General features: G+C 62.0%; 24 protein-coding genes. 10 read left to right on the forward strand and 14 right to left on the reverse strand.

Annotated elements, in window-relative coordinates:
* Window positions 1-104 precede the first annotated feature (104 nt).
* The 10 genes from BEMPMBAN_RS13160 to BEMPMBAN_RS13205 all read right to left on the reverse strand — a co-directional run bounded on the left by BEMPMBAN_RS13160 (window position 105) and on the right by BEMPMBAN_RS13205 (window position 13,868).
* Window positions 105-1,427 (reverse strand): lipase family protein, encoded by a 1,323-nt coding sequence (locus BEMPMBAN_RS13160; protein WP_159230822.1) that lies wholly within the window; start codon window positions 1,425-1,427, stop codon window positions 105-107.
* Window positions 1,428-1,835: 408 nt separating this feature from the next.
* Window positions 1,836-2,594 carry an IclR family transcriptional regulator gene (locus BEMPMBAN_RS33155; RefSeq protein ID WP_159230823.1) on the reverse strand — a complete coding sequence of 253 codons (759 nt, stop codon included), beginning with the start codon at window positions 2,592-2,594 and terminating at the stop codon, window positions 1,836-1,838.
* Between the two features lie 25 nt (window positions 2,595-2,619).
* Window positions 2,620-3,771 carry an acyl-CoA dehydrogenase gene (locus tag BEMPMBAN_RS13170; protein WP_159230824.1) on the reverse strand — a complete coding sequence of 384 codons (1,152 nt, stop codon included), beginning with the start codon at window positions 3,769-3,771 and terminating at the stop codon, window positions 2,620-2,622.
* Between the two features lie 93 nt (window positions 3,772-3,864).
* Window positions 3,865-4,722, reverse strand: coding sequence for a fumarylacetoacetate hydrolase family protein (locus tag BEMPMBAN_RS13175; RefSeq protein ID WP_159230825.1), 858 nt, complete (start codon window positions 4,720-4,722; stop codon window positions 3,865-3,867).
* Between the two features lie 89 nt (window positions 4,723-4,811).
* Window positions 4,812-6,464: an FAD-dependent monooxygenase gene (locus BEMPMBAN_RS13180; RefSeq protein WP_159230826.1), complete on the reverse strand. Its 1,653-nt coding sequence runs from the start codon at window positions 6,462-6,464 to the stop codon at window positions 4,812-4,814.
* Window positions 6,461-7,006: a VOC family protein gene (locus tag BEMPMBAN_RS13185; RefSeq protein WP_159230827.1), complete on the reverse strand. Its 546-nt coding sequence runs from the start codon at window positions 7,004-7,006 to the stop codon at window positions 6,461-6,463. Before BEMPMBAN_RS13185 ends, BEMPMBAN_RS13180 begins: the two co-directional genes overlap by 4 nt.
* Window positions 7,007-7,099: 93 nt before the next feature.
* The gene (locus BEMPMBAN_RS13190) at window positions 7,100-7,678 is read right to left on the reverse strand and encodes a TetR/AcrR family transcriptional regulator (protein ID WP_159230828.1); all 579 of its coding nucleotides are present in this window, start codon (window positions 7,676-7,678) and stop codon (window positions 7,100-7,102) included.
* 42 nt (window positions 7,679-7,720) lie between these two features.
* Window positions 7,721-9,727, reverse strand: coding sequence for an acetoacetate--CoA ligase (locus tag BEMPMBAN_RS13195; RefSeq protein ID WP_159230829.1), 2,007 nt, complete (start codon window positions 9,725-9,727; stop codon window positions 7,721-7,723).
* Between the two features lie 48 nt (window positions 9,728-9,775).
* Complete coding sequence (locus BEMPMBAN_RS13200) at window positions 9,776-10,309, reverse strand: YceI family protein (protein ID WP_159230830.1); 534 nt, start codon at window positions 10,307-10,309, stop codon at window positions 9,776-9,778.
* A 7-nt stretch (window positions 10,310-10,316) separates the two neighbouring features.
* Entirely contained in the window at window positions 10,317-13,868 is a 3,552-nt protein-coding gene (locus tag BEMPMBAN_RS13205) for an indolepyruvate ferredoxin oxidoreductase family protein (RefSeq protein ID WP_159230831.1), read from the reverse strand.
* Window positions 13,869-13,942: 74 nt separating this feature from the next.
* Between BEMPMBAN_RS13205 and BEMPMBAN_RS13210 the strand changes: the two genes are divergently transcribed.
* Complete coding sequence (locus BEMPMBAN_RS13210) at window positions 13,943-15,145, forward strand: PucR family transcriptional regulator (RefSeq protein WP_159230832.1); 1,203 nt, start codon at window positions 13,943-13,945, stop codon at window positions 15,143-15,145.
* A 97-nt stretch (window positions 15,146-15,242) separates the two neighbouring features.
* Here the strand turns inward: BEMPMBAN_RS13210 and BEMPMBAN_RS13215 are convergent, their stop codons facing one another.
* Both BEMPMBAN_RS13215 and BEMPMBAN_RS13220 read right to left on the reverse strand, forming a co-directional pair.
* Window positions 15,243-16,271, reverse strand: coding sequence for an aldo/keto reductase (locus tag BEMPMBAN_RS13215; protein WP_159230833.1), 1,029 nt, complete (start codon window positions 16,269-16,271; stop codon window positions 15,243-15,245).
* Between the two features lie 30 nt (window positions 16,272-16,301).
* Window positions 16,302-16,757: a VOC family protein gene (locus tag BEMPMBAN_RS13220; RefSeq protein WP_159230834.1), complete on the reverse strand. Its 456-nt coding sequence runs from the start codon at window positions 16,755-16,757 to the stop codon at window positions 16,302-16,304.
* Window positions 16,758-16,860: 103 nt separating this feature from the next.
* On the opposite strand from BEMPMBAN_RS13220, the gene BEMPMBAN_RS13225 reads away from it, so the two are divergent.
* Window positions 16,861-17,904, forward strand: coding sequence for a helix-turn-helix transcriptional regulator (locus BEMPMBAN_RS13225; RefSeq protein WP_159230835.1), 1,044 nt, complete (start codon window positions 16,861-16,863; stop codon window positions 17,902-17,904).
* Window positions 17,905-18,105: 201 nt separating this feature from the next.
* Here the strand turns inward: BEMPMBAN_RS13225 and BEMPMBAN_RS13230 are convergent, their stop codons facing one another.
* Window positions 18,106-18,717, reverse strand: a complete 612-nt coding sequence (locus tag BEMPMBAN_RS13230) for a TetR/AcrR family transcriptional regulator (protein ID WP_159230836.1) — start codon at window positions 18,715-18,717, stop codon at window positions 18,106-18,108.
* A gap of 14 nt (window positions 18,718-18,731) precedes the next feature.
* On the opposite strand from BEMPMBAN_RS13230, the gene BEMPMBAN_RS13235 reads away from it, so the two are divergent.
* The 8 genes from BEMPMBAN_RS13235 (at window position 18,732) to BEMPMBAN_RS13270 (ending at window position 23,689) form a co-directional block, all read left to right on the forward strand.
* Window positions 18,732-19,904 (forward strand): FAD-dependent monooxygenase, encoded by a 1,173-nt coding sequence (locus tag BEMPMBAN_RS13235; RefSeq protein WP_159230837.1) that lies wholly within the window; start codon window positions 18,732-18,734, stop codon window positions 19,902-19,904.
* A gap of 135 nt (window positions 19,905-20,039) precedes the next feature.
* Window positions 20,040-21,305, forward strand: coding sequence for an alpha/beta hydrolase family protein (locus BEMPMBAN_RS13240; RefSeq protein WP_159230838.1), 1,266 nt, complete (start codon window positions 20,040-20,042; stop codon window positions 21,303-21,305).
* Between the two features lie 247 nt (window positions 21,306-21,552).
* On the forward strand, window positions 21,553-21,759 hold the full coding sequence (locus BEMPMBAN_RS13245; protein ID WP_159230839.1) for an antitoxin MazE family protein: 207 nt from the start codon (window positions 21,553-21,555) through the stop codon (window positions 21,757-21,759).
* On the forward strand, window positions 21,756-22,088 hold the full coding sequence (locus BEMPMBAN_RS13250) for a type II toxin-antitoxin system PemK/MazF family toxin (protein WP_159230840.1): 333 nt from the start codon (window positions 21,756-21,758) through the stop codon (window positions 22,086-22,088). The genes BEMPMBAN_RS13245 and BEMPMBAN_RS13250 overlap by 4 nt, the downstream gene beginning before the upstream one ends.
* A gap of 156 nt (window positions 22,089-22,244) precedes the next feature.
* Complete coding sequence (locus BEMPMBAN_RS13255; RefSeq protein WP_159230841.1) at window positions 22,245-22,451, forward strand: DUF2191 domain-containing protein; 207 nt, start codon at window positions 22,245-22,247, stop codon at window positions 22,449-22,451.
* The gene (locus BEMPMBAN_RS13260) at window positions 22,442-22,867 is read left to right on the forward strand and encodes a PIN domain-containing protein (RefSeq protein ID WP_159230842.1); all 426 of its coding nucleotides are present in this window, start codon (window positions 22,442-22,444) and stop codon (window positions 22,865-22,867) included. Before BEMPMBAN_RS13255 ends, BEMPMBAN_RS13260 begins: the two co-directional genes overlap by 10 nt.
* 166 nt (window positions 22,868-23,033) lie before the next feature.
* Entirely contained in the window at window positions 23,034-23,270 is a 237-nt protein-coding gene (locus BEMPMBAN_RS13265) for a type II toxin-antitoxin system Phd/YefM family antitoxin (protein ID WP_159230843.1), read from the forward strand.
* Window positions 23,267-23,689, forward strand: coding sequence for a type II toxin-antitoxin system VapC family toxin (locus tag BEMPMBAN_RS13270; RefSeq protein WP_159230844.1), 423 nt, complete (start codon window positions 23,267-23,269; stop codon window positions 23,687-23,689). Before BEMPMBAN_RS13265 ends, BEMPMBAN_RS13270 begins: the two co-directional genes overlap by 4 nt.
* A gap of 413 nt (window positions 23,690-24,102) precedes the next feature.
* Here BEMPMBAN_RS13270 and BEMPMBAN_RS13275 read toward each other — a convergent pair whose 3' ends face one another.
* A complete protein-coding gene (locus BEMPMBAN_RS13275) occupies window positions 24,103-24,699 on the reverse strand; it encodes a DM13 domain-containing protein (RefSeq protein WP_159230845.1) in 597 nt (198 codons plus the stop codon).
* Window positions 24,700-24,812: the final 113 nt, after the last annotated feature.

Consider the following 24,812-nt stretch of genomic DNA (forward strand, 5'->3'; position numbering starts at 1 on the left):
TGCGGTCGGCACCGCTTGAAAGCGGTCGGCCTCATGCCGGCCCATCGCAGAAGACTCACCACCAATGACCACACCTCGGTTGGATCGGACTGTGAGTCATTTGACTACCCACCGGGTAACTCGAAGGGCGGCAGCCGATCACAGTTGGGTGTGGTGGGCACGCCGTTGAAACGGTCCGCGATCCACTGCATTCCGCGTTCCCCGTCGACGAAGTAGGTGAGCAGGTGATTCACACCCACTTTGTTGAGGAACGGTGGCTGCTGATTGGTCCAGAACTCAACATCGGCGCCCTGTGAGCACCAATCCGAGGCGAGTTGTCGTGCGCCCACCCACGGGTTGAGAGGGTCGAATCTGTTGATGTCGATGTTGACCGGCGCAGAGGGTTTGAGTGTGCCCAACTTCTGCGCAGCCAGCATCGACCTGACGGGCTCAGCGGTGAACATCTGCCGGATGTCCTGGTTGAAATACGGCTGCAGGTGCCGAAATTGGAACTTCAGAATGACCTCGTCGGCGCACTCGTATCGGGTCTTGTTGACGAAGTCCAGGCCCCGGGGGGTCAGAGCTTGGCGGAGGCTGGGTGCGGCTTCGGGAAACGCGGCGACGAAGGAGTTCAGCGCGTAGCCCACAGTTGCGACCATCGCGGAACCGTCGGCGTAGTCCAGACTGAGCGAGGGATCGGCCATGGGCGCCCCGATCCAGGCGCCGACGACGTCGAGTTCAGGGGCGTAGCTCGGTGCCATCTCCGCCGCCGCGCCGGCAGCGGTGCCGCCGGGGCCGTATCCCCACAGTGCGACGGGTCCATCGGCAGTCAGAGACGTTCCGGGCAAGCGTTTGGCCGCGCGCGCGGAGTCGAGGACAGCGGTTGCGGTGGGGACCCGGATACCGGCGGTGGGGGGCCCGTAGGTTCCGGTGCCCTGGTAGTCGGTGATTACGAGGGCAAAACCGCGATCGAGCATCGTCGCGACAAACCCTGCCTCGAAGTAGAATACGAAATCCAAGAACCCGCCGTAATGAAAACTGCCTTCGCTGAGCAGACGCGAGACTGCGCATTGGTCGCCAAGCCCTTGATGGAACGGGGCGAATGCGATGAGTGGCCGCGGGCCGCTCCCTGCCCAGGGGCGGTCCGGCTCGATATAGGTCCCCGATACGGCAACCGGTTGGCCGCGGCCGTCGGTGCTCCGGTACATGATGCGCGTACCGGTTCCAGAATAGTTTCCATGCCCTGCCGGGTCGAGTGCGATGCGCGACGGTTCGGTTCGGATGATGTCTCCGGCGACTCCGTCGGGCAGGGGAGTAGGTGGGGTGTAGAAGGGGCGGTATGCGCACTCCGGTTGGTACCCGATGTTCGGCGGGCAGTCGGGGTCAGCGCCGGCTGCTGGCGCCGATGTGACAGGGACGGCCAGCGTCATGGCGACTGCACAGGACATCAGTACCCGCGTGAAGATGGCGACGGCGGCTAGAGACCGTTTGTTCCGCTCTTGCAGAACATGTTTCGCGTGTCTACGGGTACGTGGGCGATGCTCTGCTTCAACCGGCGGATACCGGCGGATCAAGATTTGCATGTCAGTTCCTCGGGAATGTGAACAGCGCGATACGCGGATCAGCTGGTGTCGGGGTTTCTCTCGCGAGTCGTTGGCGGCAGCGTTGGCGGGCCCCGGGCTCCATGGGGAAGCACGTGGCGTGATGCGCAGCCCACTCGATTACCAATGGTGATCCACATCGCATATTTCGGAAAGATGTTGTGCCGTCAGGCGGTACGGCAGTTCTTGCACGTGACACGACCGGAGGACTGCCGGGGTGTGCAAACGAGGGGTCGGGGTGAACAGCGTGATCCGCTAGGGCGATTGACAGCCCGCGAGGCTGGTGTGAAGTTGCCTCGACGCCACTTGCGAGATCCTGACGAGCACGTTGGCGGGACCACGGAGAGGAGCGCCGTTGGGTGCACAGACCGATATCGCCGCCGTGGGCGCCCTGTCACCGGTGGTGATGGGAGCAGCGACGCAACACACCGTCTTGTTGGTCTCACCGATGTCGAATGCGACTGGCTGTCTGGGTATTCCAGTAGACCTACCAGCCGCCATCGACGCTGCGATGTCGGGCGCTGCGGCGTCAATTCCGCGGTACGCAAGCAGCACTTTGCCCGCTGCTGTGGTGTGCGCGGGCAACCGCGGGTGGGTCGGGGGGGCCAGGGTGTGGTGTCCCCGAACGGTGCTCAGAAAGACGATGTCGTTTCCATCGAGGATGCCGAGTTGAACTGTGTGACGCGTGTGTTCGAAGACTTCGACAAGGTAGGGCAGGAGCTCTGCAGTCAGCGGGCTGTGCTCGTATTCGACCGCGCTGCCAGCCAGGGTCTTGAGAGTGCGGCCGATGCGGTAGCCGCGTCCGACACGTTCCACCATGTCGGCGCGTTCGAGAATGGCGAGCTGCCGGAACGCCGTCGATTTGGTCAACCCCGATCGTCGCGCCAGCTCGCTGACTCCGACAATGCTGCCGGGCCGATGATTGAACGCCGACAGTAGTACACATGCCTTCTCGACAGCGGTTCGGCTGTCGGTGTCGGTAGCCTTGGTTGGCGGCGGCGCAGGACCTGTCACGAATCTACCTCGTCTTACTGTGCCGTCAGCGCAGGAGGGCCCGCGACATCACCAGGCGCTGAATCTGATTGGTTCCTTCGTAGATCTGGGTGATCTTGGCATCGCGCATCATCCGCTCAACGGGGAAGTCACGGGTATAGCCCGCGCCACCAAACAGCTGCACCGCATCGGTGGTGACGGACATGGCTACGTCCGAGGCGAAGCACTTCGACGCCGCAGAGATGAATCCCAGGTTCTTCTCTGCGCGTTCGGCGCGCGCCGCCGATGTGTAGACCATCAGACGGGCTGCCTCGATCTTCATGGCCATGTCGGCGATCATGAATTCCACGCCCTGGAACTGTGCGATGGGTTTACCAAACTGCCTACGTTCTTTGACGTACGCAATGGTGTTATCCAGTGCGCCTTGTGCAATGCCGACGGCCTGCGCACCGATGGTCGGGCGGGTGTGGTCGAGAGTTTGTAGCGCGGTCTTGAATCCGGTGCCGGGCTCCCCGATGATGCGTTCACGGGGGAGTTCGCACTGTTCGAAGTGTAATTCGGTGGTGGGGGAACCTTTGATGCCGAGCTTGCGCTCGTGGTTGCCCACCGAGAAGCCCGGGTCATCCTTATGGACCATGAACGCCGAAATGCCGTTCGCGCCTCGGTCCGGGTCGGTCACTGCCATGACGGTGTACCAGCTGGATCTGCCACCATTGGTGATCCATGCCTTTGTGCCGTTGAGGACCCAGCCGTGGTCGGTCCTTTTTGCACGCGTTCGCATCGCCGCCGCATCCGAGCCGGCCTCGCGCTCCGAGAGACCGTAGGACGCCATCTCACCGTCGGCAATGGCCGGCAGCACCTGATGCTTGAGTTCATTGGAGCCGTTGAGTATCAGCCCCATGGTGCCCAGCTTGTTCACCGCGGGGATGAGAGATGCCGAGGCGTCGACTCGGGCCACCTCTTCGATGACGATGCAGGCCGCGACGGAATCCGCGCCCTGTCCACCGAACTCGTCAGGCACATGGATCGCATTGAAACCCGAGGCGTTCAGCGCTGTGAGGGCTTCACTCGGGAAGCGGGAGTCCTCGTCAACTTCGGAGGCGAATGGTTCTATCTCCTTCTCTGCGAGTGCGCGAATCGCCTCGCGGAGCGCTTCATGTTCGTCGGGGAGTGCGAACAGGTCGAATGGGTTGTTCATCAAAGTGATTGGTGCCTCTCTGCTGGAAGGACGTGTGGTTGGTGCAACAGATTCCGCGGTACTGCGTGCATTGCGACGGTGGAGAACGGGCGATCAGGGTGCGACGACCATGTTTCGGATCGTGCCGATTCGGTCCACTTCGACCTCGACGACATCGCCGGGTTGTAGGAATCGGTTGGCGAAGAAGCCGACCCCTCGCGGAGTTCCGGTGCAGATGACGTCACCAGGTTCCAAAGATGTGAATGCCGACAAGTAAGAAACGAGTTTGGCGATCGAGTGAACGAAGGTGCCCGTGTTGTCATCCTGCCGCAGTTGGCCGTTGACGCGTGTCACCAGTCGTAGGGCGAGGTTGCCCTGGTCGAACTCGTCAGCGGTCACCATGCACGGGCCCATGGGTTTGAAGCTGTCGAAGCTCTTGGCCGTTGCTATCGACATCGTGAGGTCGCCACTCATGGCCCGTGCTTGGATGTCGCGGGCAGAGACATCGTTGATGACGGTGAGGCCTGCGACATGGCCCCAGGCCGTGTCGGTCGGGACGTCCTTGGCGGTGCTTCCGATGACTACGGCGACCTCGCCTTCATAATCGACCTTCTCGCTCGCTGTCCGCGGAAGAGCGATCGGAGCATATGGCCCGATCACTGCCGAGCCCGCGACGATCTGAAAGTTCGGTTCGTCGTCGGGGAGGTCGACCTCACCGCGTGCCTCGCGGACCTCGTCTCCGTGACTTGGATAGTTGTAGCCGACGATCATGATCTTTCCGGGGCGTGCCACTGGCGCATCGAGTTCGACCTCAGCCAGCGGCACCATGGATCGCACTGACGCGGTTTCGACGGCCTGTAGACCGGCGCCTCTCAGCAGGGCCCCGATGTCCCCGTAGGGCAGATCGAGCAGCGTGAGATGGCCCGGTGTGTTTTCCTTGGCGAGACCTTCACTGGTGGTATAGATGCGCACGCTGTTCCATTCTCCAAAATTGCGGTTCGACAGAATTTCCCAACACCACCGGGGTGACGCTGGGATGTGGACGTAGCATTTCTGTCGGATCAGCTGATGAGTTGATGAGCACCGAAGATCTTGTCGAGCGCCTGTGCCAGGTCGACCACCGAAGTGCCGGAGCGGGCTTCGGCACGCCAGCCAATGTGCCCGTCGGGACGGATGAGGACGGCGCCGCATTCGGCGATACCGAACGGATCCTCGCCGCCGGTGTCGATGTCGCGGTCCATCACCAGCACTTGGTGAGGGATTCCGGTAGCGGCCTGTTCGAAGGCACCGACCCATGCCATCCCATCGGGACCGGCGATCAGGGTGAACCCGCTGATCGTGAGATCAAGGGTGGAAACTCTCCGGCCCGCTCGTGTGATCCATCGATGGACCGGGCGGCCTCCCACCACCCCGCGACTGTGTGGATAGATCGGAGCGATTGGCGCACAGTCGGTTCCGTAGATGTGTCCGATCTCCTGATCGACAGAGCCGAAATGATCGCGCTGCCGTGGGATGGCTTCGGCTAGACGGGCACGCTCTGCGGCCGCGGTCGCTGCATTTCCACTTTCGAGCAGCGATGCAATGGCTTCGGTGGTGGGGCCCAATCCGCATTCAGCCATCTTGAGCGCATTATGCACGCTGAATTCGGCGTTGCTCTCGGCTACCGGTTTTCGCTCGCTTTCGTAGGTGCTGAGCAGGGACTCCGGTGCCCAGCCGTTCAGAGTCCCAGCCAGCTTCCAGGCGATGTTGTGCGCGTCCGCGATCCCGGTGTTCATGCCCAAGCCTCCGGTCGGGGGGAACTCATGGGCTGCGTCACCAGCCAGGAAGATATTCCCGGTGCGGTACGTACGAGCAATGCGCGAAGCCAGTCGCCAGGTACCGATCGACTGAACGTCGATCTCGACATCGTCGTCTCCGATGGCTTGGCGAATCAGATCGGCGCAGCGGGCGCGAGTGTAGTCCGCGACTGACTCGGTGTCGGGGTCGTACCCGAAGTTGTAGGTCCACCGCCGTTTTCCGTCCATGCCGATCATGCCGCCGGGAGCGGCAGTGTTGAGTAGCCATACGAGCAGAGCCGGATCGTTGTCAGTCCAGCGCGTGAGATCGGCGTGGAAGTAGACATTGATTTGACGTCCGAACTCGGGAATGCCGTCCATGTCGATGGCCAGCCGATCACGCAACAGGCCCGACGCACCGTGGGCCAAGACGGCATATCGGGCAGCAACGCTTTCGGCCACGTTGCCGGCCTTCAGGAGCTGGGCGTGTACCACATCGCCCTTATCGTCGACATCAATGATCTCGGTGCCGAACCGGACCTCCGCGACTCCTTGCTCGTGTACGGCGTCGAGCAGAATCTGCTGGACCCGATCTTGGGCACAGGAGGTCGTCGAGACCGGTGAGACGAAGTCAAGATGCTCTTGTGACTCGGTGGGCAGGACGATGCGGCCGAGTTCTTCCCCGCTGAAGGTGGTCCGCCACAACACGTTTTTCCATTCCGGTCCGACAGCTTCGTCGAGAACTTTGTCGGCAAGTCCCCAGTCCCGGAGGATCTCCATGGTGCGGAGGGTGAGGACGTGCGCGCGCGGATGGGGATTGACTCCGTCGAATTTTTCGCACACCAGGCTGGGCACTCCGTGCCGGCCGAGGACGTAGGCCGTAGCCAAGCCCACGGGGCCGGCGCCAACGATCAAAACGGGTGTGTCGATGGCGGTCACGGAATGTCCTTGAGCGCAACTGGATTGCCGGACTGCTTCACCAGCTCGCTGATCGGTTCACCGGCCAGCAGCCTTCGGTGGAGTTCGTCGGGGTCGAACTCAACTCCAATCGGGTTGGCAGCAAACGCACCGGAGGCGAAGAATTCCTCTAGCGCATCCTCGGTGTCGAAGTTGTCGATCTGCAATTCGATCTGATTGTTGTCGGGATCGCGATAGTAGATGGATGTGGTGGGTCCATGGTTGATGCACCAAAAAGGTGTGACTTCGTCGTTCTTGAGCCGCTGATAGTTGTCCAGTAGGTCGCCGAGTTCTGAGTAGGTGAACGCGATGTGCTCGAGACCGGAGTGCGTAGGGCCCGGGCGTTCGGTCGCACCGGCGTTGAGGAAAGCAACTCGATGGTGCTCATCGTCATACGTGATGAACGCCAACGCATCGTTGGCATACACGACGCGGCCGTCGAGAACCTGTACGTACCACTGGGTCATTCGTTCGATGTCGCCGGTACGTAGGACGACGTGGGCAAGTTTGGCTGGGGAGACCACTACATCTGCTTTCTCTCATGCGCGCGACCGCGCGGCCACTCTCTTAACTACTAGTTAAGAGGGTGTCATGAGAGGCGGGTCACAGTCAATAGGTCATGTGCATCTCGGTGAACGTGCCGCTGCGGCCGCGGCGAGTGGGTCGATCAGAAGGTCGATCATGTCGGCCATCGGCCGGTCGATCTCTCGTACGCTGACCAAAAGTCCCTCCAGCAGAACGTGTGCCGTGTCGGCCAGCAGGCCGATGTCGCCTTCCGGGGCTCGGCGGGAAATCGCAGCGATGAGTCGCTGGTCAACCCAGCCCATCACGTCGGAGTAGGTCTCACGCAACTCCGCCGAGAACGTCATGCGCTCATAGGCTTCCCGGAAGAGTCCTTTGTAGGGATGCATTTCCTCGAGCACGCCCACGAGTTCGGCGCGCGGATCGTCGCGCGACTCCGGGCGAGTGGACACCCGCGTCGTCGCCTCCTGGAACATCGCGGCGAGGGCCGCGGCGAACAGGTCGTCCTTGGTGGGGAAATACCAGTGGATCGCCGCCGAGGTGAGGTCGACCGCTTTGGCGATCGACGTCACCGTCGTGCCTCGATAGCCTTTGTCAGCGAACTGCCGTCGAGCCTCGTCGACAACAAGCGTTCTGCGCTCGGCGTGGGGGACTTCCTGGCGGTTCTTGGGCATGCGCTCAGACTAGGCGGGCCGGTGTGATCACCCAAGGCTGAATCAGTCAATGGCTCGACGGCGGGAGAAGGCGATGTACCAGTCCACCGCGTCGGGGTCGGCCAAGGAGTTGCGCGAAACGCTTGCGGTCAGACCTGGTGGTGTCTGCAGGATCCGCTTGACGGGAACCTCTGCCTTCTTGCCGGTGTGTGTGACGGGCACCGCCGGCACCTGGATGATCTCGTCTGGAATGTGACGTGGCGAGGCGTGACGGCGGATGGTTGTTCGGATTCGTTCTCGGAGGGAGTCGTCGAGGTCCTGATCGGGGGCGAGAACAACGAACAGGGGCATGTAGTAGCCTCCGGCCGTTGCGGACTCGACGCCGACGACGAGCGCATCAAGAACCTCGGGGACGTCGTCGAGTGCGTTGTAGATGTCGCTGCTGCCGAATCGCACACCAGCGCGGTTCAGCGTCGCATCGCTTCGGCCATGGACGATGAATCCGTTCCGCGATGTTTCGGTGATCCAGTCTCCGTGCGTCCAGACGCCCGGAAATTGCTCGAAGTAGGCTGCGCGGTAGCGTGTTCCGTCGTCGTCGAGAAAGCGTATCGGCATCGACGGCATGGGGCGCCTGATCACCATCTCGCCGACTTCGCCTACCACCGGCTCGCCAAGGGGATTCCACGACTCTACCGCCGCACCGAGCGCCGGCCCCTGGAGTTCTCCGAGGTAGACCGGATCGAGCGGATTCAGCCCGATGAAGGAGCTGCAGATCTCGGTACCCCCGGACGATGAGCCGAGCTGAACGCGGCGTTTCACGTTCTCGTGCACCCATTCCCATGTCGAGGCAGGTAGTGGAGATCCCGTCGAGAGGATCTGGGTGAGTGCACTGAGGTCCCAGGTGTCCTTGGGCGGTGTGGTCATCTGTTGCTGCACTCGTGTCAGGTAGGCAGCGCCGGTGGCGAACTTTGTGGCACGAGTCCGGGCGAGAATCTCGAACTGACGATCGACGCCAGGATAGATCGGCGAGCCCGAGTACGTCACCACCGATGCGCCGCAGGCCATGTTGCACAGCAGGACGTTCCACACCATCCACGACGTATTGGCGGCGACGTAGCAGATGTCGTCAACGCCGATGTCGTGGTTGAGTGCTCCACTCTTCAGGGCCTCCAGGGTGATCCCGCCATGACCGTGCACGACGCCCTTCGGCAGGCCGGTCGTTCCGGAGGTGAACAGCACCCACAGCGGATGCTCGAAAGCGACCCGTTCGTAGCGGGTGGGCACCACATGCGCGGTCAATGACCGAAAGTCGATCCAGCTGCTGCCCGGGCCCGCGACGTCTGTCGGGTCACCACCGACCAGGACAGCAAGTTGTACCGAGGGGAGCAGGGACCGGAGCCCATCGAGCGCCGTCCTGCACTGGATATCCCTGCCGCCGAACCGATACGCTGCCGCGCCGATCAGCAGCTTGGGCTTTACCTGAGACAACCGGTCGAGCGTCGCACGCTCAGACAGCTCCGGTGAGCTGATGGTCCACAGGGCCCCGACCGCCGCCGTCGCGAGCAGGGCAACGATGGCCTCGGGAATGTTCGGCAGTACCGCCGCCACCGAGTCGCCCGGTCCGATACCCAGGTCGCGGAACGCTCCAGCCACCGCGGCGACACGTGCCTCGAGTTCACGCCAGCTGATCTGCGTCTCCTCGTTGGCCTCGGTCAGGGTGATGATGGCAGGCCTGTCCGCGATGCTCGGAGTGGACGCGTGACGTAGCACGTTCTCGGCAAAGTTGAGTCGGGCCCCGGGAAACCAAACGGCACCTGGCATGGTGTCGACCGCCAACGCGGGCCCATCAAGATCATCACCGATGACATCGAAGTACTCGCGCACCGCTGCCCAGAAATCTGACGGCTCGGACACTGACCAATGCCATGCTTGCCGGTAGGTCATGGCGTGACACCTCTTGTTCGCGCCACACCATGTCAAGAACTGTGCGAGCCGGGAGTTCTGTATCTCCTCTTGGGTGGGCCGCCACGTGACTGGCGGATGATCCACACTCGATAATGGCGTTCGCACTGGGGTTGCCTTTCGGATGGGTGTTGTCCGCGGGATGTGATCCGGCGTTCAGTCGGAGCGTGTCCAGCGCAGTTGCGCGTCGATCACCACTTCGTTTGAGACCATCCCGAGTTGGTTGGCGGAAATGTCGAATTCGGTGCGGTCAAAGAGTTTCCGACAACCGATGTGCACTGATTCGCTGTCCGGAGCGTGCAATGTGGCGGAAAGCGAGACCTGCTTGACGACGTCCTTGACCTGCAGGCTTCCTTCGACGACGACCATGTCGGAAGGCAGGAAACGCACCTCCGCCAGCGTAAAAGTGATGATGGGATACCGGTCGGCGTGGAAAAAATCTTGCGAGGTGAGGTGACGATCGCGTTTGGCCATCCCCGTGCGCAGAGACGGTACGTCGATAACGAGCTGTCCCGTCACTTCGCCGCCTCCCCGTAGTCGTCCGGTACCGGCGAAGTCGTCGAATCTGCCCCTGACAGGCATCATTCCCCACAGTGATCTGCCTTGAAAGGAGATGCTGGAACGGTCTGCGTCGATCTCGTATTGGCCTGAGGTGTAAAGGTTCTGGATGGATTCGGCATCTGTGGTCATAGGTTCCTCAGGTGTTCGAGGTCGAAGTGGTGGGGGTGTTGGCAGCATCCGCTGTTAGACGTTCGATGATCGCGGTCCGTCGGGTGTAATAGGTTTGAAGAGATCTCATCTTGATCTCTTCATATCCGCGAACCCATTCCGGCAACGAGATGAGTTCGCGGATCAAGTCTGCGTTCTCTGGGCTGAGTCGTGCTGCCGCCTCGTCGGCCGCCTGCAGGTAGTCGGTGATCAGCGCCCGCTCGGCCCGTCGCACCTTGCCCAGCCCGAAGACGTCCAAAGGGGTTCCTCGCAGAATGCGTAGTGCGTACAGGAGGCGAAATGCTGCTTTGGCCCAGCGTGCGTCGAGCTTGATCTTTCGGTCCAGCCCCATCACGCGGAAGACGGGTGGATGCAGGAGGAACGAGTACTGGGCGCCGTCGCCGAACTCTTCGCGAATCCGTTGCTCGAGGTGGGGGTCGAGATGGAGCCGACCGACCTCGTACTCGTCCTTGTAGGCCATTACCTTATAGAGTTGGCGTGCGTATTCCGTGGTGACAGTGCTGGACCCCAACGCCAGCATCTCGGCTGCTCGCATGCGTTCGACCGCCTCGGCATAGCGACGCGCATACGCATTGTTCTGGTAGGCAATGAGCTCGGAGAGGTTGCGGACGAGCAGGTTTCGTAACGAACCGCTGTCACAGTCAACGATGGCTGCCGTGTCAGCGGCCGCAGCCACTCGTGCCGTGTCTTTCCGAGCCTGGTCAACAACGTAGCGCCGACCCTGCCGAAATGCTTGATGGTTGGCCTCGACCTGTACTCCGTTGAGGCGCAGCGCCCATTCGACGGCTGCGGGGGTGACCGGCAACAGGCCGGCTTGGACCGCTGTCCCCAGCAAGAACACATTGGCGAACTGATCGCCATCGAATGGTTTGCGGAGTTGGGTGCGAACGTCAACGAAGATGTTCTCGGGGCGGGTGCCTGCCCACTCGATTCGATCGATCAGATCCTGGGTCGGTGGAAACTGGGCCCTGATGTCAGTGACCATGGCTCCGGTGGGGGTGGCTGAGGTCGATACCACCGTGTACGTGCGTTGTGGTGCAATGACTTCGAGATTGCTCTGCGTCGCCGCGACGAGAGAGTCGAATCCCAGATAGAGGTCACAGCCTCCGGCTCCGATTCGGTTGCTTCCCGGCCGTTGCGTGGACGAGATGCGAACATCGGAGACAACCGCACCCCCCTTCTGCGCCAGTCCGAGCTGATCAAGTCCGGTGACCTTGAGCCCCATGTGAGTCGCAGCGGCGCCGATGACCTGGGCTACGGTGACGACCCCCGTACCGCCGACGCCGGTGATACGCATCGAGAAGTCGTCTGCTCCCACGACGGGGATCGGCGCCGGCAGATCTGAATCTTTTAGCTGCTGGGTGGCCGACGTGAACGGTGTGCGCTTGGATGCGCGGGGCCGGACTTCGACGAACGACGGGCAGTCACCCTTGATGCATGAGAAGTCGAGATTGCATGAAGACTGGTGGATCTGGGTCTTTCTGCCGAACTCGGTGTCGACCGGTTGCACTGACAAGCAGTTGGACTTGTCGCCGCAGTCTCCGCACCCCTCACAGACCCGCTCGTTGATGAAAATCCGTTGCACGGGCGCCTCGATGAGTCCACGTTTGCGTTTGCGGCGGAGCTCGGTAGCGCATTCCTGCTCATGGATGAGGACGGTGACACCGCTGATCTCGGCCAGCTCTTCCTGGACTTCGATGAGGTCGTCGCGATGTCGGATGCTGACTTTGCCCGGCAACCGTCGAGTCCGGCCGAAAGCGTGACGGCTGTCTTTTGGGGAGTCGCTGGTGACGACAACCTTGTTCACACCCTCCGCGAGCAACTCGTCGACAAGCTGTGGGACGCGCAGCTTTCCGACCGCATCCTGACCGCCTGTCATGGCGACGGTGTCGTTGTAGAGGATCTTGTAGGTGATGTTCACTCCACTTGCGATGGCTGCGCGGATAGCCAGTGAGCCCGAGTGGTGATAAGTGCCGTCACCCAGATTCTGGAATAGGTGCTCTTGGGTGACAAATGGTGACATTCCCGTCCATGCGGCACCTTCTGCGCCCATCGCAGACAGTCCGATGCTGCTGCCGACTCGCTCCGGAGGTTGCAGAGTGATCAGCCCGTGGCACCCGATTCCACCACCGACCAGTGCCCCGTCTGGGACTCGCGTGGAGCTGTTATGGGGACAGCCCGAACAGAAATACGGGGTCCGCTGCAGGATCGGCAGCATCTTCGGTGCGCGTCTGGCTGACTGTCGCTGGTCGAGCCAGCGCCGTGCGGGGGAGTCGGCTCTGTGCCGGATGAGTGCGTGGGCCAGACGCGGTGCAATGTAGTCGGCAGGCAGATCAGAATCGCCGCGGAGCAACTCGCCGCCCTCGGCGTCACTCTTGCCCAGTATGCGTGGCGCATTCGGGGTGCCGTACAGCAGATTCTTGAGAGCGAGTTCGATGAACGCCTTCTTCTCCTCGATCACGAGAATCTCGGTGAGTCCGGATGTGAATTCGGCGATGATGCCCGGTTCGAGCGGGTGCACCATGCCGAGTTTCAGCACGCGCAGGCCGCTGGTGGAGATCGTTGCGGCATCGACTCCGATGATCGAAAGGGCCTCGCGCACTTCCAGATAAGTTGCGCCGGCGCATACCACGCCGATCTTCGCGTCGGGGTCGCCGATGATCCGGTCGAGCCGGTTGGCCGAGGCGTACCGTCGTGCCAGCTCCAGCCGCTGGCGTACCTGGGTGGACTCGAGCTGGCCGAGCGTGGGTTGCAGTAGGTCGGCGGTCACTTTGTGCTCGAACTCGCGACCGTCGAAGGTCCGATCCGGTGCAACGGGCAGGATTCGGTGTGGGTCCACGGCCACTTCGTTGGACCCGTCCACCACGTTGGTGCTCAGTTTCATCGCGACCCACAGGCCGCAGATCCGTGACATCGCGATCGCGTGCAAGCCGAGATCGAGGATGTCTTGCGGGTCCGCCGGCACCACGCAGGGCATGCCCAGTTCGGCGATGGCCGGCTCGGAGCTGCTCGGAACCGTCGACGACTTGGCGATCGAGTCATCGCCCACAAGTGCGAGAACGCCGCCGTTGCCATCGGTTCCACCGAGGTTTCCGTGCCGAATGGCATCCGTCGCTCTGTCCAGCCCGGGCGCTTTTCCGTACCAGATGCCGACCACGCCGTCTCCCACCCGCTGCGGGGACGCCGATGCAATCTGACTGCCCTGCACTGCCGAGGCAGCCAGCTCCTCGTTGACGGCGGGACGGAATACCACCCGATGGTCGTCCAGCCGTGCCGACTGCCGCGTCAACTGAAGATCCAAACCGGCGAGGGGAGAGCCTTCGTAACCGGAGATGAAAATTCCGGTGTCGAGGCCGCGGCGCTGATCGAGTCGGCGCTGATCCAGCGGCAGCCTCACCAGGGCTTGCAGTCCGCTGAGCTGAACCGCGCCGTCCTGCAGGTCGTACCGCTCCTCGGTCGGGTTGTCCCGCCGGGGGACGACCGTGGAGCCGAGAGCTGGAACATTCTGAACTGCGCCCATGTGTCGGTGTAATCCATTCCGTGGCGTCTTCGTGATATCACCTAAGTGTGCGGGGTGCAGCGCCTGGTCCACAATTGTCAGACTCGGCAAAGATTGAGCCAGGAGGGCACATGTCTCGTGAAAATCATGAAGAACCATCACACTGGTCGTCCGTCAGGTCGCTCTGCGACGAGCTGATCGGTCAGTTGCCGCTGATGTCTCGTCAGGTCACCGACAGCATCAGGTCGGCAGTCCCGGCGTACGTCGCCGTGCCCCATCAAGAGCATGTTGCACACGTGGCGGAACAGTTACGGAATCGATTGACCGCGCTGGCGCAGCGCCGCCGACTCAGCGACGCGGAGTTGGCGGCAGCAGCTGAGCTGAGTGTGAAACGCGCAGGACAAGGTCTGCCCATCGACGCAGTGATCGCTGCCTATCAGGCGGGGGACCAGGTGATCTGGAATCTGATCGCCGAGCGGGCCACCGCCGAAACCGCCATAGTGATGCCCGAACTGGGTCGATTGATGTTCGCAGCGACCAGTCGGACCACCGAGGTGATGGCTGCCGCACACAGCAGAGCGGCGCGAGACATCGATGCGGGACGCATCACCTTGGCCCATCAGTTTCTCGAATTACTGGGAGATCGCGGTACGCACCCAGAAGCTGCGGTCGTTGCCGCCAGGCTGGGGTTCGATCCCTCGGGGATGTTCGTCGCTTGCGCCTGGCAGCCTCGCGACGGCGCGCCCGCGGTCGCCTACGAGTCGGTTTCGGCTGTCGGATCAGCCCACATCCCCCTGGTTGCACGTGCAGCCGGTGATGGTCGCTTCGAGCTTCTGGCCCAAACCCCTGATCCTGACTCGTGGACCGAACTCGTTGCGCGGGAACTGGACGACGGGCGGCTCGGAATTGGTATGGCTAGAAGGGGAATCGCGGGCGCCCTCACGAGTCTCACCGACGCGCATCTCGCGCTAGGTACTACAACAGGGGCCGGCAAGGTGGCATGGTTTGCCGACAACTGGCTGGAAGCACTAGTGGTCGCCGGCAGTGACCGGCTACACGATGTCCTCCAAGTGGCGGTGGCAACATCTCGAACTCACCCGCACCTTGCAGAGACCGTCCATGCATTCGCTGCAGCTGACATGTCTATTGCCAAAACGGCAAACGCCGTTCACCTGCACGCCAACACTGTCACCTACCGCCTCGACCGCTGGGCTGATCTCACCGGTATGGACCCTCGCACCTTCAGGGGTCTTTCGCACTCGCTGATCGCATGGCATCTCGCCGACCAGCAGCCGTGACAAGACCGCCGCGATCTGCGCCACCCACTAAGACCAGGGGAGCGGCCGGACAGCCTGGTCCGCAGCGACTTTCGTGTGAATCGTGCCGTCGGCTGTGTCAGGCGGCGGACCGGGAGCCGTGGCGTCTACGTCGCAGCTGTGGATCCCGCTGGGCGGGCGTCCGGTACGCGACGTCGAGTAGGCCGATATCAGAACCAGGCGGGGCTATCTGGTCGATGCGGTCGAGGACGTCATCGTCGAGCGCCGTCTCGGCTGCCGTCAGCAGACCGTCGAGCTGTTCCATGGTGCGGGGGCCGATGATCGCCGAGGTTACGGCCGGGTGTGCGACCGCGAAGGCCATCGCCATCGCGGTGATCGAGAGGTCGGCGGCTGCTGCCACCCCGATGAGCTCCTCGACGACGTTGAGGGTGTGTTCGTCGGTGAGATGTCGCGGCACCCAGTGCAGTCGCGGAGTATCGACATGCGTGCCCTTGCGGTATTTGCCAGTCAGCATTCCCATCGCTAAGGGGCTCCACACCATTGTGCCGATCCCGTACTTCTCGCAGATCGGAAAAACTTCCTTCTCGGCGCCGCGGTTGAGGATGGAGTAGGGAGGTTGTTCGGTGCGGAATCGCGACAGACCGCGGCGCTCGGCGACCCATTGTGCTTCCACGATCTGCGACGCCGGGAAGTTCGAAGAGCCGATGGCCCTGATCTTCCCGCTGGTGAGCAGGCTGGTGAGCGCGCTGAGTGTCTCCTCGATGTCGGTGGTCGGGTCGGGGTGATGGATTTGGTAGAGGTCGATGTAGTCGGTGCCGAGTCGGCGCAGCGAGTTCTCTACCTCAGTGACGATCCAGCGGCGAGAGTTCCCGGCATGGTTGGGATTATCACCCATTTGGCCGTTCACTTTGGTGGCCAGGACGACCTCGTGGCGGCGGGGTCGGAGTGCTTCGCCGATGATCTCTTCGGACACGCCACCTCCGTAAACATCTGCGGTGTCGATGAAGTTGATACCGGCATCGACAGCGCGATGGATGATCCGGGCGCAATCGGCGCGATCCTCGTTGCCGTTCGGCCCGAACAGCATGGTGCCCAGGCAGTAGGGCGTGACCTTGATACCGGTTTGCCCTAGGTTGCGCAACTGCATGTGGTCTCCTCGAACGGTGACATTGTGGTGTCAGGGAGCGGCGGCGACGTCAACGATCCAGGTGACGCCGTATCGGTCGGTGAGCATCCCGAAACCGGGACCCCATGGCGCCGGCCCGAACGGCTCGATGACGCTGGCGCCGTCGGACAGGCCATCCCAATAGCTCGTGGCCTCTTCGAGAGTCTGCGACTGTGCGGAAAGGAAGAACGTCTCGGTGGTGATGGTCGTGCCGTTCTTGCGATAGGTGGTAGGGGATGGGCCGGCAACAGCGTCCTCACCCGGCACGTCGTAGGCCAGCACCCGGAACCCGTTGCCCGCTTGGATTTGTCCGAACACCACCTTGTCGACGTCGGTCGGCCCCACCGGGATCCCGAACTGGCCGTACGTAGCGATGCTGACCTCCCCGCCGAACACTGATCGGTAGAACTCCAGCGCCTCGCGCGCCTGGCCGTGGAAGTTGAGGTGAGCGACTGCGGTCACTGTCATGTACTGGCTCCTGATCATCGGCATCCGGCTTGTTCCGGAACGCGGCGCCATCGTGGCAGCAGAAGAGGACAGTGAATGACCTCTACTACTGGATGATGGAGTCATGCCAGCCAGCTCCATTCCTTCCGGGTCGCAGCGACTCCTGTCGCTGCTCTCGCTGCTGCAGATCCGCCGCGGGTGGAGCGGTGAGCAACTCGCGGAGCGACTTGAGGTCAGCCCCCGGACCGTGCGCCGCGACGTCGACCGCCTCCGCGAGCTGGGTTACCCGATCCACACGACCAAAGGGCCTGACGGTGGCTACCGCCTCGACGCCGGCAGCCAGATGCCGCCACTGCTGTTCGACGACGACCAGACCGTGGCCCTGGCGATCGCTCTGCGCGGTGCGTCGTTGACGGGTGCGGGGATCGACGAAGCCGCGACTCGGGCGCTCGCCACCCTGCGCCAGGTCATGCCCGCCCGGCTACGGACACAGCTTGACGCCCTCGACATGGTCGTCGTACCTCCGCCCACCGACGAAGCCCCACCTCCGGAAACACAGACCCTGCTTGCAATCAGCGCAGCGATCCAGAACCACGAGGAGCTCCGATTTGACTATCTCTCACCCAAGGTCGACACCGACTCGACCAGCGCCGGACAGCCCAATCGCCGCCGCGTTCACCCTCACCACCTGATCGCCAAGGGCGGGAGGTGGTATGTCGTGGCGTGGGTCCCGGAACGCGAGAACTGGCGAATCTACCGTGTAGACCGGATGACACCCCGCGTCCCCACTGGGCCACGTTTCACACCCCGCGACGTCCCCGGCGGGGACCCAGCGTCCTATCTCGAGGCCAGGTTCAAAGGTTCCGACAGCATCAACACCTGGCCGTGCCACGCCGAGGTCATCCTCGACAGACCAGCGCACGAGATCATCCCCTACGTGCGCGACGGTGTTGTCGAGGCGCTGGATTCCAACCGCAGCCGCGTGCGGCTCGGTGCATGGTCCTGGGCCGGGCTGGCGGCGACGCTCGCACGGTGGGACGCTGACATCGAGGTGGTCAGTCCTGCGGAGCTCAGGGCCGCATTCGCTGACCTCGCCGACCGAGCAACACGCGCCGCCGGCGACGTTGTTTTGCCACGCTTCTTGAATAATGACCTGCCTCCGACCTGACCCGCGGGTTCCGGGACAAACGACGGCCCCCGCAGCACCGCGTCTACCGTTGCAAAATAACCGCAGGGCATTCGGCACTGCCACAGGGGCAATTCGGCGTACCTTACTGGCCACCCCAGGCCGAATATGGTTGGTGTGCATGCATTTAACCTGCCAAGGTTGGCCTGCACTGCAAAATGCCTGTGGGCCGATGACACTGATCTAGATGTTGTCGTCGGCGCCGAGCCGGACGAGTGGTAAGAACACCGTGTCCACAATCTCCTCGATCGCTGCGTCGTTCAGGGGAGCCAGCGTGACCAATACGTCGTGACGGAGCAGGTCGGCGGGTAGCTGCGCAACTCGGCCGTGGATCTGATCGGACCGGATCTCCCCACGGGCGACCGCACGGGCGATGAGTTTGGTCATGGTGGCGCCGCGCTCGCCCTCCAGCAGGTCGCGCAGGTCGGCGAGGTTGGTGCCGGTGTCACGGGAGAAAGCACCGAGCCGCGTCATGACGGTGACGGCGAGATGGCCGCGTTGGCTGTTGGCCTGCCGGAGCAGATTGATCACGTCGCCGCGCAAACTACCGGTGTCGGGAACGATGATTGGATCCTCTTTCATCGCGGCAATCAATGCGGCGTGCACCAGTTCCGGCTTTCCCGGCCAGCGCCGGTACAGCACAGCGCGACTGGTGCGGGCCCGAGCGGCGACGCCGTCGATGGTGAAGTCATCGTAGCCGCGCTCATTCAGTTCGTCCCATGCCGCAGCCAGAAGTGCTTTCTCGAGCGCGCGACCGCGGCGACGCTGCGGAGCGGCGTCAGGGATAAGAGGCATTGCGTTTCCTAAGGATGATCGCTACCGTTCATTGGATACGCATAGGATCCTATCTACGAGGGGGCTGCCAGGTGCGCTTTCTCATCTCCGGTGCCGGTGTCGCGGGCCTGAGCACGGCGGTCAACCTCGATGCCGACGGCCATGACGTCACCATCGTCGAGCGCGCGGAACACTTGGGGGGCAACGCCCCGCCGATCGACATTCGGGGCGACGCGCTCGACGTGGCCGACAAGATGGGGCTGCTCGGGCAGATTCGTGAACGCAGGATCGACATGACCCAGCGGGTGCAATTCATCGATCGCGACGGCACGGTGGTGGCGGAGCTGCCGGTGGACGAGATCAACGACAGCCCCGATGACATCGAGATTGCCCGCGACGACATCACCAACCTCCTACGCGACCGGCTGGGGTCATCGACGGAATTGCGGCTCGGCGAGTCCATCGCCGAACTCGACGACGGTGAATCCGGCGTCGACGTCAGGTTCTCCTCGGGCACGGTCGACCGCTACGACCTGGTCGTCGGGGCGGACGGAATGCATTCGGCCGTAAGGCGGCTCACGTTCGGACCTGAACGGCTGTTCCTGCACCACCTCGGCTTCTACACCGCGATGGCCCGGCTACCCGGCTATCACCCGAGCGACCGCATAAACCCGATGTACAGCTTCCCGGGGCACATAGTCGGCATCATGTCGTACAACAAAAAGACCCTGGCATTCTTCATGTTTCGATCATCGTGGATCGACTACGACTACCACGACCTCGCGATAAAGAAGCGAATACTTGCCGACGCCTTCGCCGGTCACCACGAATGGCGAGTCCCGGAATTGGTCGACGCCGCCGTGCAGGACACACACCTCTACTTCGACTCCGAGAGTCAGATCAAGATGCCGGGCTGGCACAACGGTCGCGTCGCCCTCGTCGGCGATGCCGCATACTGCGCCTCGACCCTCTCTGGCCGCGGCACCAGCCTGGCCCTGACCGGCGCCTGGTTCCTCGCGAAGGCCCTGCGCGAGCATCCCGGCGATCTCGGCCAGGCGTGGGAGCAATACGAACGCGATCAGCGACCCCACGTCATCCGCCACCAGGCGACCGCGGCACCGGGGGGCGAGCTCCTGGCCCCCGCCACCCAGGACGAGATCGACACGCGCAACCGGGGATTGGCGGCCAGGCCCGCGGATGAAGAATGAGGAAATACGCTATCGGCCGCCCAACGCGAGGCCATCTTCACCGCTGCGGCGAGCGTCGACCTGGCGCGCGTGAGCATATCAGCGAACGGCATCAACGAGGGTTGATGTCCTTGGAATACCAAAGGAGCCGGAGAAATGGGATCAGTTGAAAAGGGCGACATTGTAGCCCAACGAATGAATCCGAAGAGCAGGCTATTTTTCATGGACCCCGAAGACGAAGACCTCGATTTCATATTTCAATGGTTCGTGGGGTGGATAGCTTACGGTGCTGGTACGCCAGGAGAGCTGTTTAAAGTCGCTCGCAAGATCGATCCGAAGTCCGCGGTGAGCTGGACGACGGAATTCGGAAATGAGGCAAAAAAGAACGAAGCGATCGCTGAAGCCTGCCTGGAGAAAGGGCATAGGATCAGCGCTGGCCAGACGTTCTTGCGAGCCTTCGCGTACTACCGAGCAGCCTACTGCGCAATAGACCCGGCGGACGAATCGTTCTTCCCAGTCTATTTCAAGACCGTACATTGCTTCACTAAATACCTTGACGCCATGTCCAAACAGCTTCCACATGAGTATGTGGAAATAGAATACAAAGGGTATAAATTCCCCGGCGTTTTCCTTAAGGCAGAGAACAGTAGCAAGCCAAAGCCGACAATATTTTTCCACAACGGCGGTGAGTCACACAAGGAGGACACCTTCTTCCTCGGGGGAAAAGACGCCGTAGAGCGAGGGTATAATGCATTACTGATAGATCTGCCTTACGATGTACAACCAAGGTCCTATAACCCCGAGATCACAGCAAAGAACTTTCCCAAGACCGATTTGTTAGGCGCCTATCATGCAGTCACCGATTTCCTCGTCGCTCGTCCTGACGTAGACGCCAAACGGCTAGTGGTATCTGGCGATAGTTATGGCGGCTTGAAGAGTACGTTGAATGCAGCTAATGATGACCGTTTTGCCGCGTTGGTCGCTAGTCCGCCAGTATATTCGTGGCCACTTGCGATTAAGAACGGCGTGATGCCCCGCCAGTTCGTTATGGGGGACGCAGAAGATTCGAAGAGGGCCGTGAATAGTCTGCCGTGGCTTCCCCGAACAACGCTACATCGTGTCTGCTGGATGCATGGTTTCGATAGCCTGACAGAATGGCTGCCCGCAGCTGAGAATAACATGGAGCTCGACCCGCGAGATATCACATGCGCATTCCTGTCGATATATGCGAAGGCTGAGGGCCCAGAGCTTGTGAGGCAGGCAACCGAGTGTTATGAAAAAGCATCCTCCAAAAATAAATCCTTGTGGATAGGAAAAGCAGAGGATGGTGCCGATTTCCATTGCCAGATCAACAACCTGTCGTTGCGGTTCCAGGTGGAGTTTGATTTCTTGGACGAGGCCCTTGACTATAATGGTTACTAGCCCCGAATCGAAATTGAGGATTCGCAAGAGGGTTGATGTCTGATTCATCGAGCTCTGGCGGGTGAGGGGAATTCGGGACGCCCGTGATTCATCTGATGAAAACCGAGTAATACTCGGTAACCCTGCATATTCGATTCCTGCATATTTCAGCGCGCAGTAAGTGCGGCGTCGAGGTTGGAGCAGCTCCACGGGCGGCCAATCTGACCGTCCGGCTACCTCGATTCAGTGTTACATGTAACATGTCGCCATGGCGGTGAGAGAAAGGGTCAGCGAGTACCGACGGCGCATGCGGGAGCGGGGCCTGCGCCCGCTGCAGGTCTGGGTGCCTGACGTGCGTACCGAGAGTTTTGCCGCCGAGGCTCATCGCCAATCCTCGCTGGTGGCGCGGGCGGATGAAAGCAGCGATGACCAGGACTTCATCGAGGCTGTTTCGACGCCATGGGACGAGGAGTGAACCGAGGAGAGGTCTGGACCGTAGCGGGAGGTGTCTACGCGGCGAAGCCGCGTCCGGCAGTGATCGTTCAGGATGACCTATTTGACGCCACGAGTTCAGTGACTGTGGCACCGATGACCAGCATTCTGTTGGATGCGCCTTTGATGCGCATTCGGATAGCCGGCGGAGACGGTCGGTTATCCGGACTCGACCAAGACAGTGACGTGATGATCGACAAGCTCACAACTGTCAGGAGATCGAACGTCCACGCGCGAGTCGGTCGACTGACTGCGGAACAAGTCGTCGAAGTCGAGCGAGCGATGATGGCATTTCTCGGCCTTGCGCGGTAACCAAGAACCGTTGGGCAGCAGGGCAATACGACGTAGTGTACTGGTAACTCTGCATATTCGATTGCTGCATATTCTCCGTTCACGGCTGGTGTAGCCGACCGAGGGTGCGCGCGTATATACTTGATCAAGACTTCGTATATACGTGAGGGTGGCGAGATGACCAAGCGTTTGATTGACCTCGATGATGATTTGTTGGCCGCCGCGCAGAAGGAACTCAAGACGTCCGGCGTATCCGATACCGTCCGCATCGCGTTGCAGCAGGCTGCAGCGGCGTCTGCTCGAGCGCGCCAAATCGCATGGCTAAAGTCCGGCGGTATGGGGGAGATGGCCGACCCTGGTCAACGAGGTGACGTGTGGCGGTAGTAGCGCGGTATCTCATCGACACCAGTGCTGCGGCACGGATGACACACCCCGAGGTCGCCGACCGACTTGCTCCGCTTATCGAGGCCGGATTGGTCGCAACCACCGCGCAGCTCGATGCCGAGGCGCTCTACAGCGCCCGGACCGCCGCGGACTATGCGCAATTATGGTCAGATCGCCGCCTCGCATATGAGTACCTGCCGACCAACGATGAACACTGGCAGGCGGCATTGAATGCGCAGCGGTCGCTGGCCGGCACCGGTCGTCATCGTGCCGTCGGCATGGCCGACCTCCTGATCGCCACCCTTGCCAACGCCCATGATGTGACACTGCTCCACTACGACGCTGATTTCGAGATCGCTGCCGAGGTATTGCCCTTCCAGCATCGGTGGGCGTTGGAACGGGGCAGTATCAGTTAGGTCAGAGGCAGGGGTGTGATGGTGGAGTCGAAACCCATTGGTGCGCAGTGCAATATGAAGTGGTTTACTGGTAATGCTGCATATTCGATCCCTGCATATTCTCGCGTGCAAAACGGCGCACCCTAAGTGGACTACGCGGACGTCTCACCGGTGATACAATGTGAACATGGATACGGTCACGGTGCGCGAACTGCGTAACAGTGGAGGCGACGTTCTGCGGCGTGTCGAGCTTGGCGAGCGCATCGTCATTACTCGAGACGGGACACCCGTTGCCGAGCTACGGCCGCTGCCTCGTTCTAGCGCGAGACCTGCGGAGCTGATTCGTCGCCGCAAGAATCTTGCGCCGATAAACCCGGATGCCCTCCGACGTGACATCGACAACCTCATCGACCCGTCGCTATGACACAGACCCAGAGCTGGGGGATGCTGGATACCTCCACTGTGATCCTATTAGGTCAGATCTCCGACCCGGCCGAGCTTCCCGATGAATCGGTGATCAGCGCGATAACGCTGGCCGAACTGTCCGTGGGTCCACACGTCGCCAACGACGATGCCGAGCGCAGCGCCCGGCAGCAGCACCTACAGCAGGCCGAGGCGGACTTCGACGTCCTGCCGTTCGATGGAGATTGCGCCCGGGCGTTTGGAGCCGTAGCGGCTGCGCTGCGCGCGTCGGGACGCAAGCCGGCCGCGCGCGCCTACGACGCGCTCATCGCGGCCACCGCAATCGCACATGCAATGCCGCTGTACACATGCAACCCCGCCGACTTCACAGGAATCCCGCGACTGGAACTACGGTCAGTCACACACCCGCATCGCCGATAGGGCCGCGCTGAATGGCATTGGGAGGCAACGTCATATGCCGCACTTTACTTGACATAATGTGGCTTATCGGCAAACAAGTAGGCGCTGAGAGTCGAGCCTGGGCGCAGCTGCGACCGTCATAGTCCGATCCGTGTGGGTTTGCAGTCGATCTCCGACTTTTCACCAATTCGGCGACCGGCACAGACTGTTGTCGATCATCTGCCTGTCGACTGCGCTTCTTGTGACGCGTTGTGGCGTGCCGCGGATTCCCGTACGCGGTAGGTCCGCAAAGCGCGTCGCCCCGGCGTCTATGGTTCCACGCTACCGGCGGACACCGCCCCCCAGCCGCCGCGCACTCCACCCGGTCAATTCGTCACTGTGACGTTATTAGCGTGCTATCCCGCTCGGCGCAGCTGCGTCGTCGAGCGCCGCGATCAGGTCGCCGAAGACAGCTCCGCGGCGCCGAACGACACGTTGAACCGGTCACACCAGATGCTCACGCTGGTCAGCCCATCGACATCGGCGCCCGCGGGCACCGGGTAGTTGGCGCTGCCACGGTTTCCCTTGAGCGGACCCAGGTCCACCCACCGGCCGTCATCGAAGACCCCCGCATCCTCGAGGCCCGGCGTCACCGGGGCATCGGTCAGCCACACCTTCAGATCGGGGCCGTCGCTGGTGCTGAGGTTCTCGACACGGACCACTAGGGAGTCGTCGGGTAGCCGGAGCAGTTGCACCGTTCCGGTGGTCTCGTGCTCCTGGGTGATCAGGTCCCCTTGTGCGACCACGTCGGTGGTCGCGGCGTCCGTGGCGGCGACCTGTGGGCCGGGCGACACTTCGCCGGTAGCCACGGTGGGCGGGGCCTCGTCGACCGTGGTGTTGGTGAACAGTTTCCACGGCTGAAACCAGTACGCGCCGACACCGGCGGCGATCACCAGTACGGCGAGGCCGGCGATCACCAGCGGGTGGCGTAGGAAACTGCGACGGGAACCAGTCGGTTCCGAGCTATCGGAGGATTTGGAGGGTTCGGGCATAGAGAAATTATCGGTGCAGACGCATCGGGCCGCCCCCAATACCGTCAATGACGCCGCAACACTGCCGTTTTGCGGCCGTCGGCCGGCTCTGGCCGAGGCCCGGGTGACGAAGT

This window comes from Mycolicibacterium austroafricanum (assembly GCF_902705885.1).
GTDB classification, from domain to species: Bacteria; Actinomycetota; Actinomycetes; order Mycobacteriales; family Mycobacteriaceae; genus Mycobacterium; species Mycobacterium vanbaalenii_A.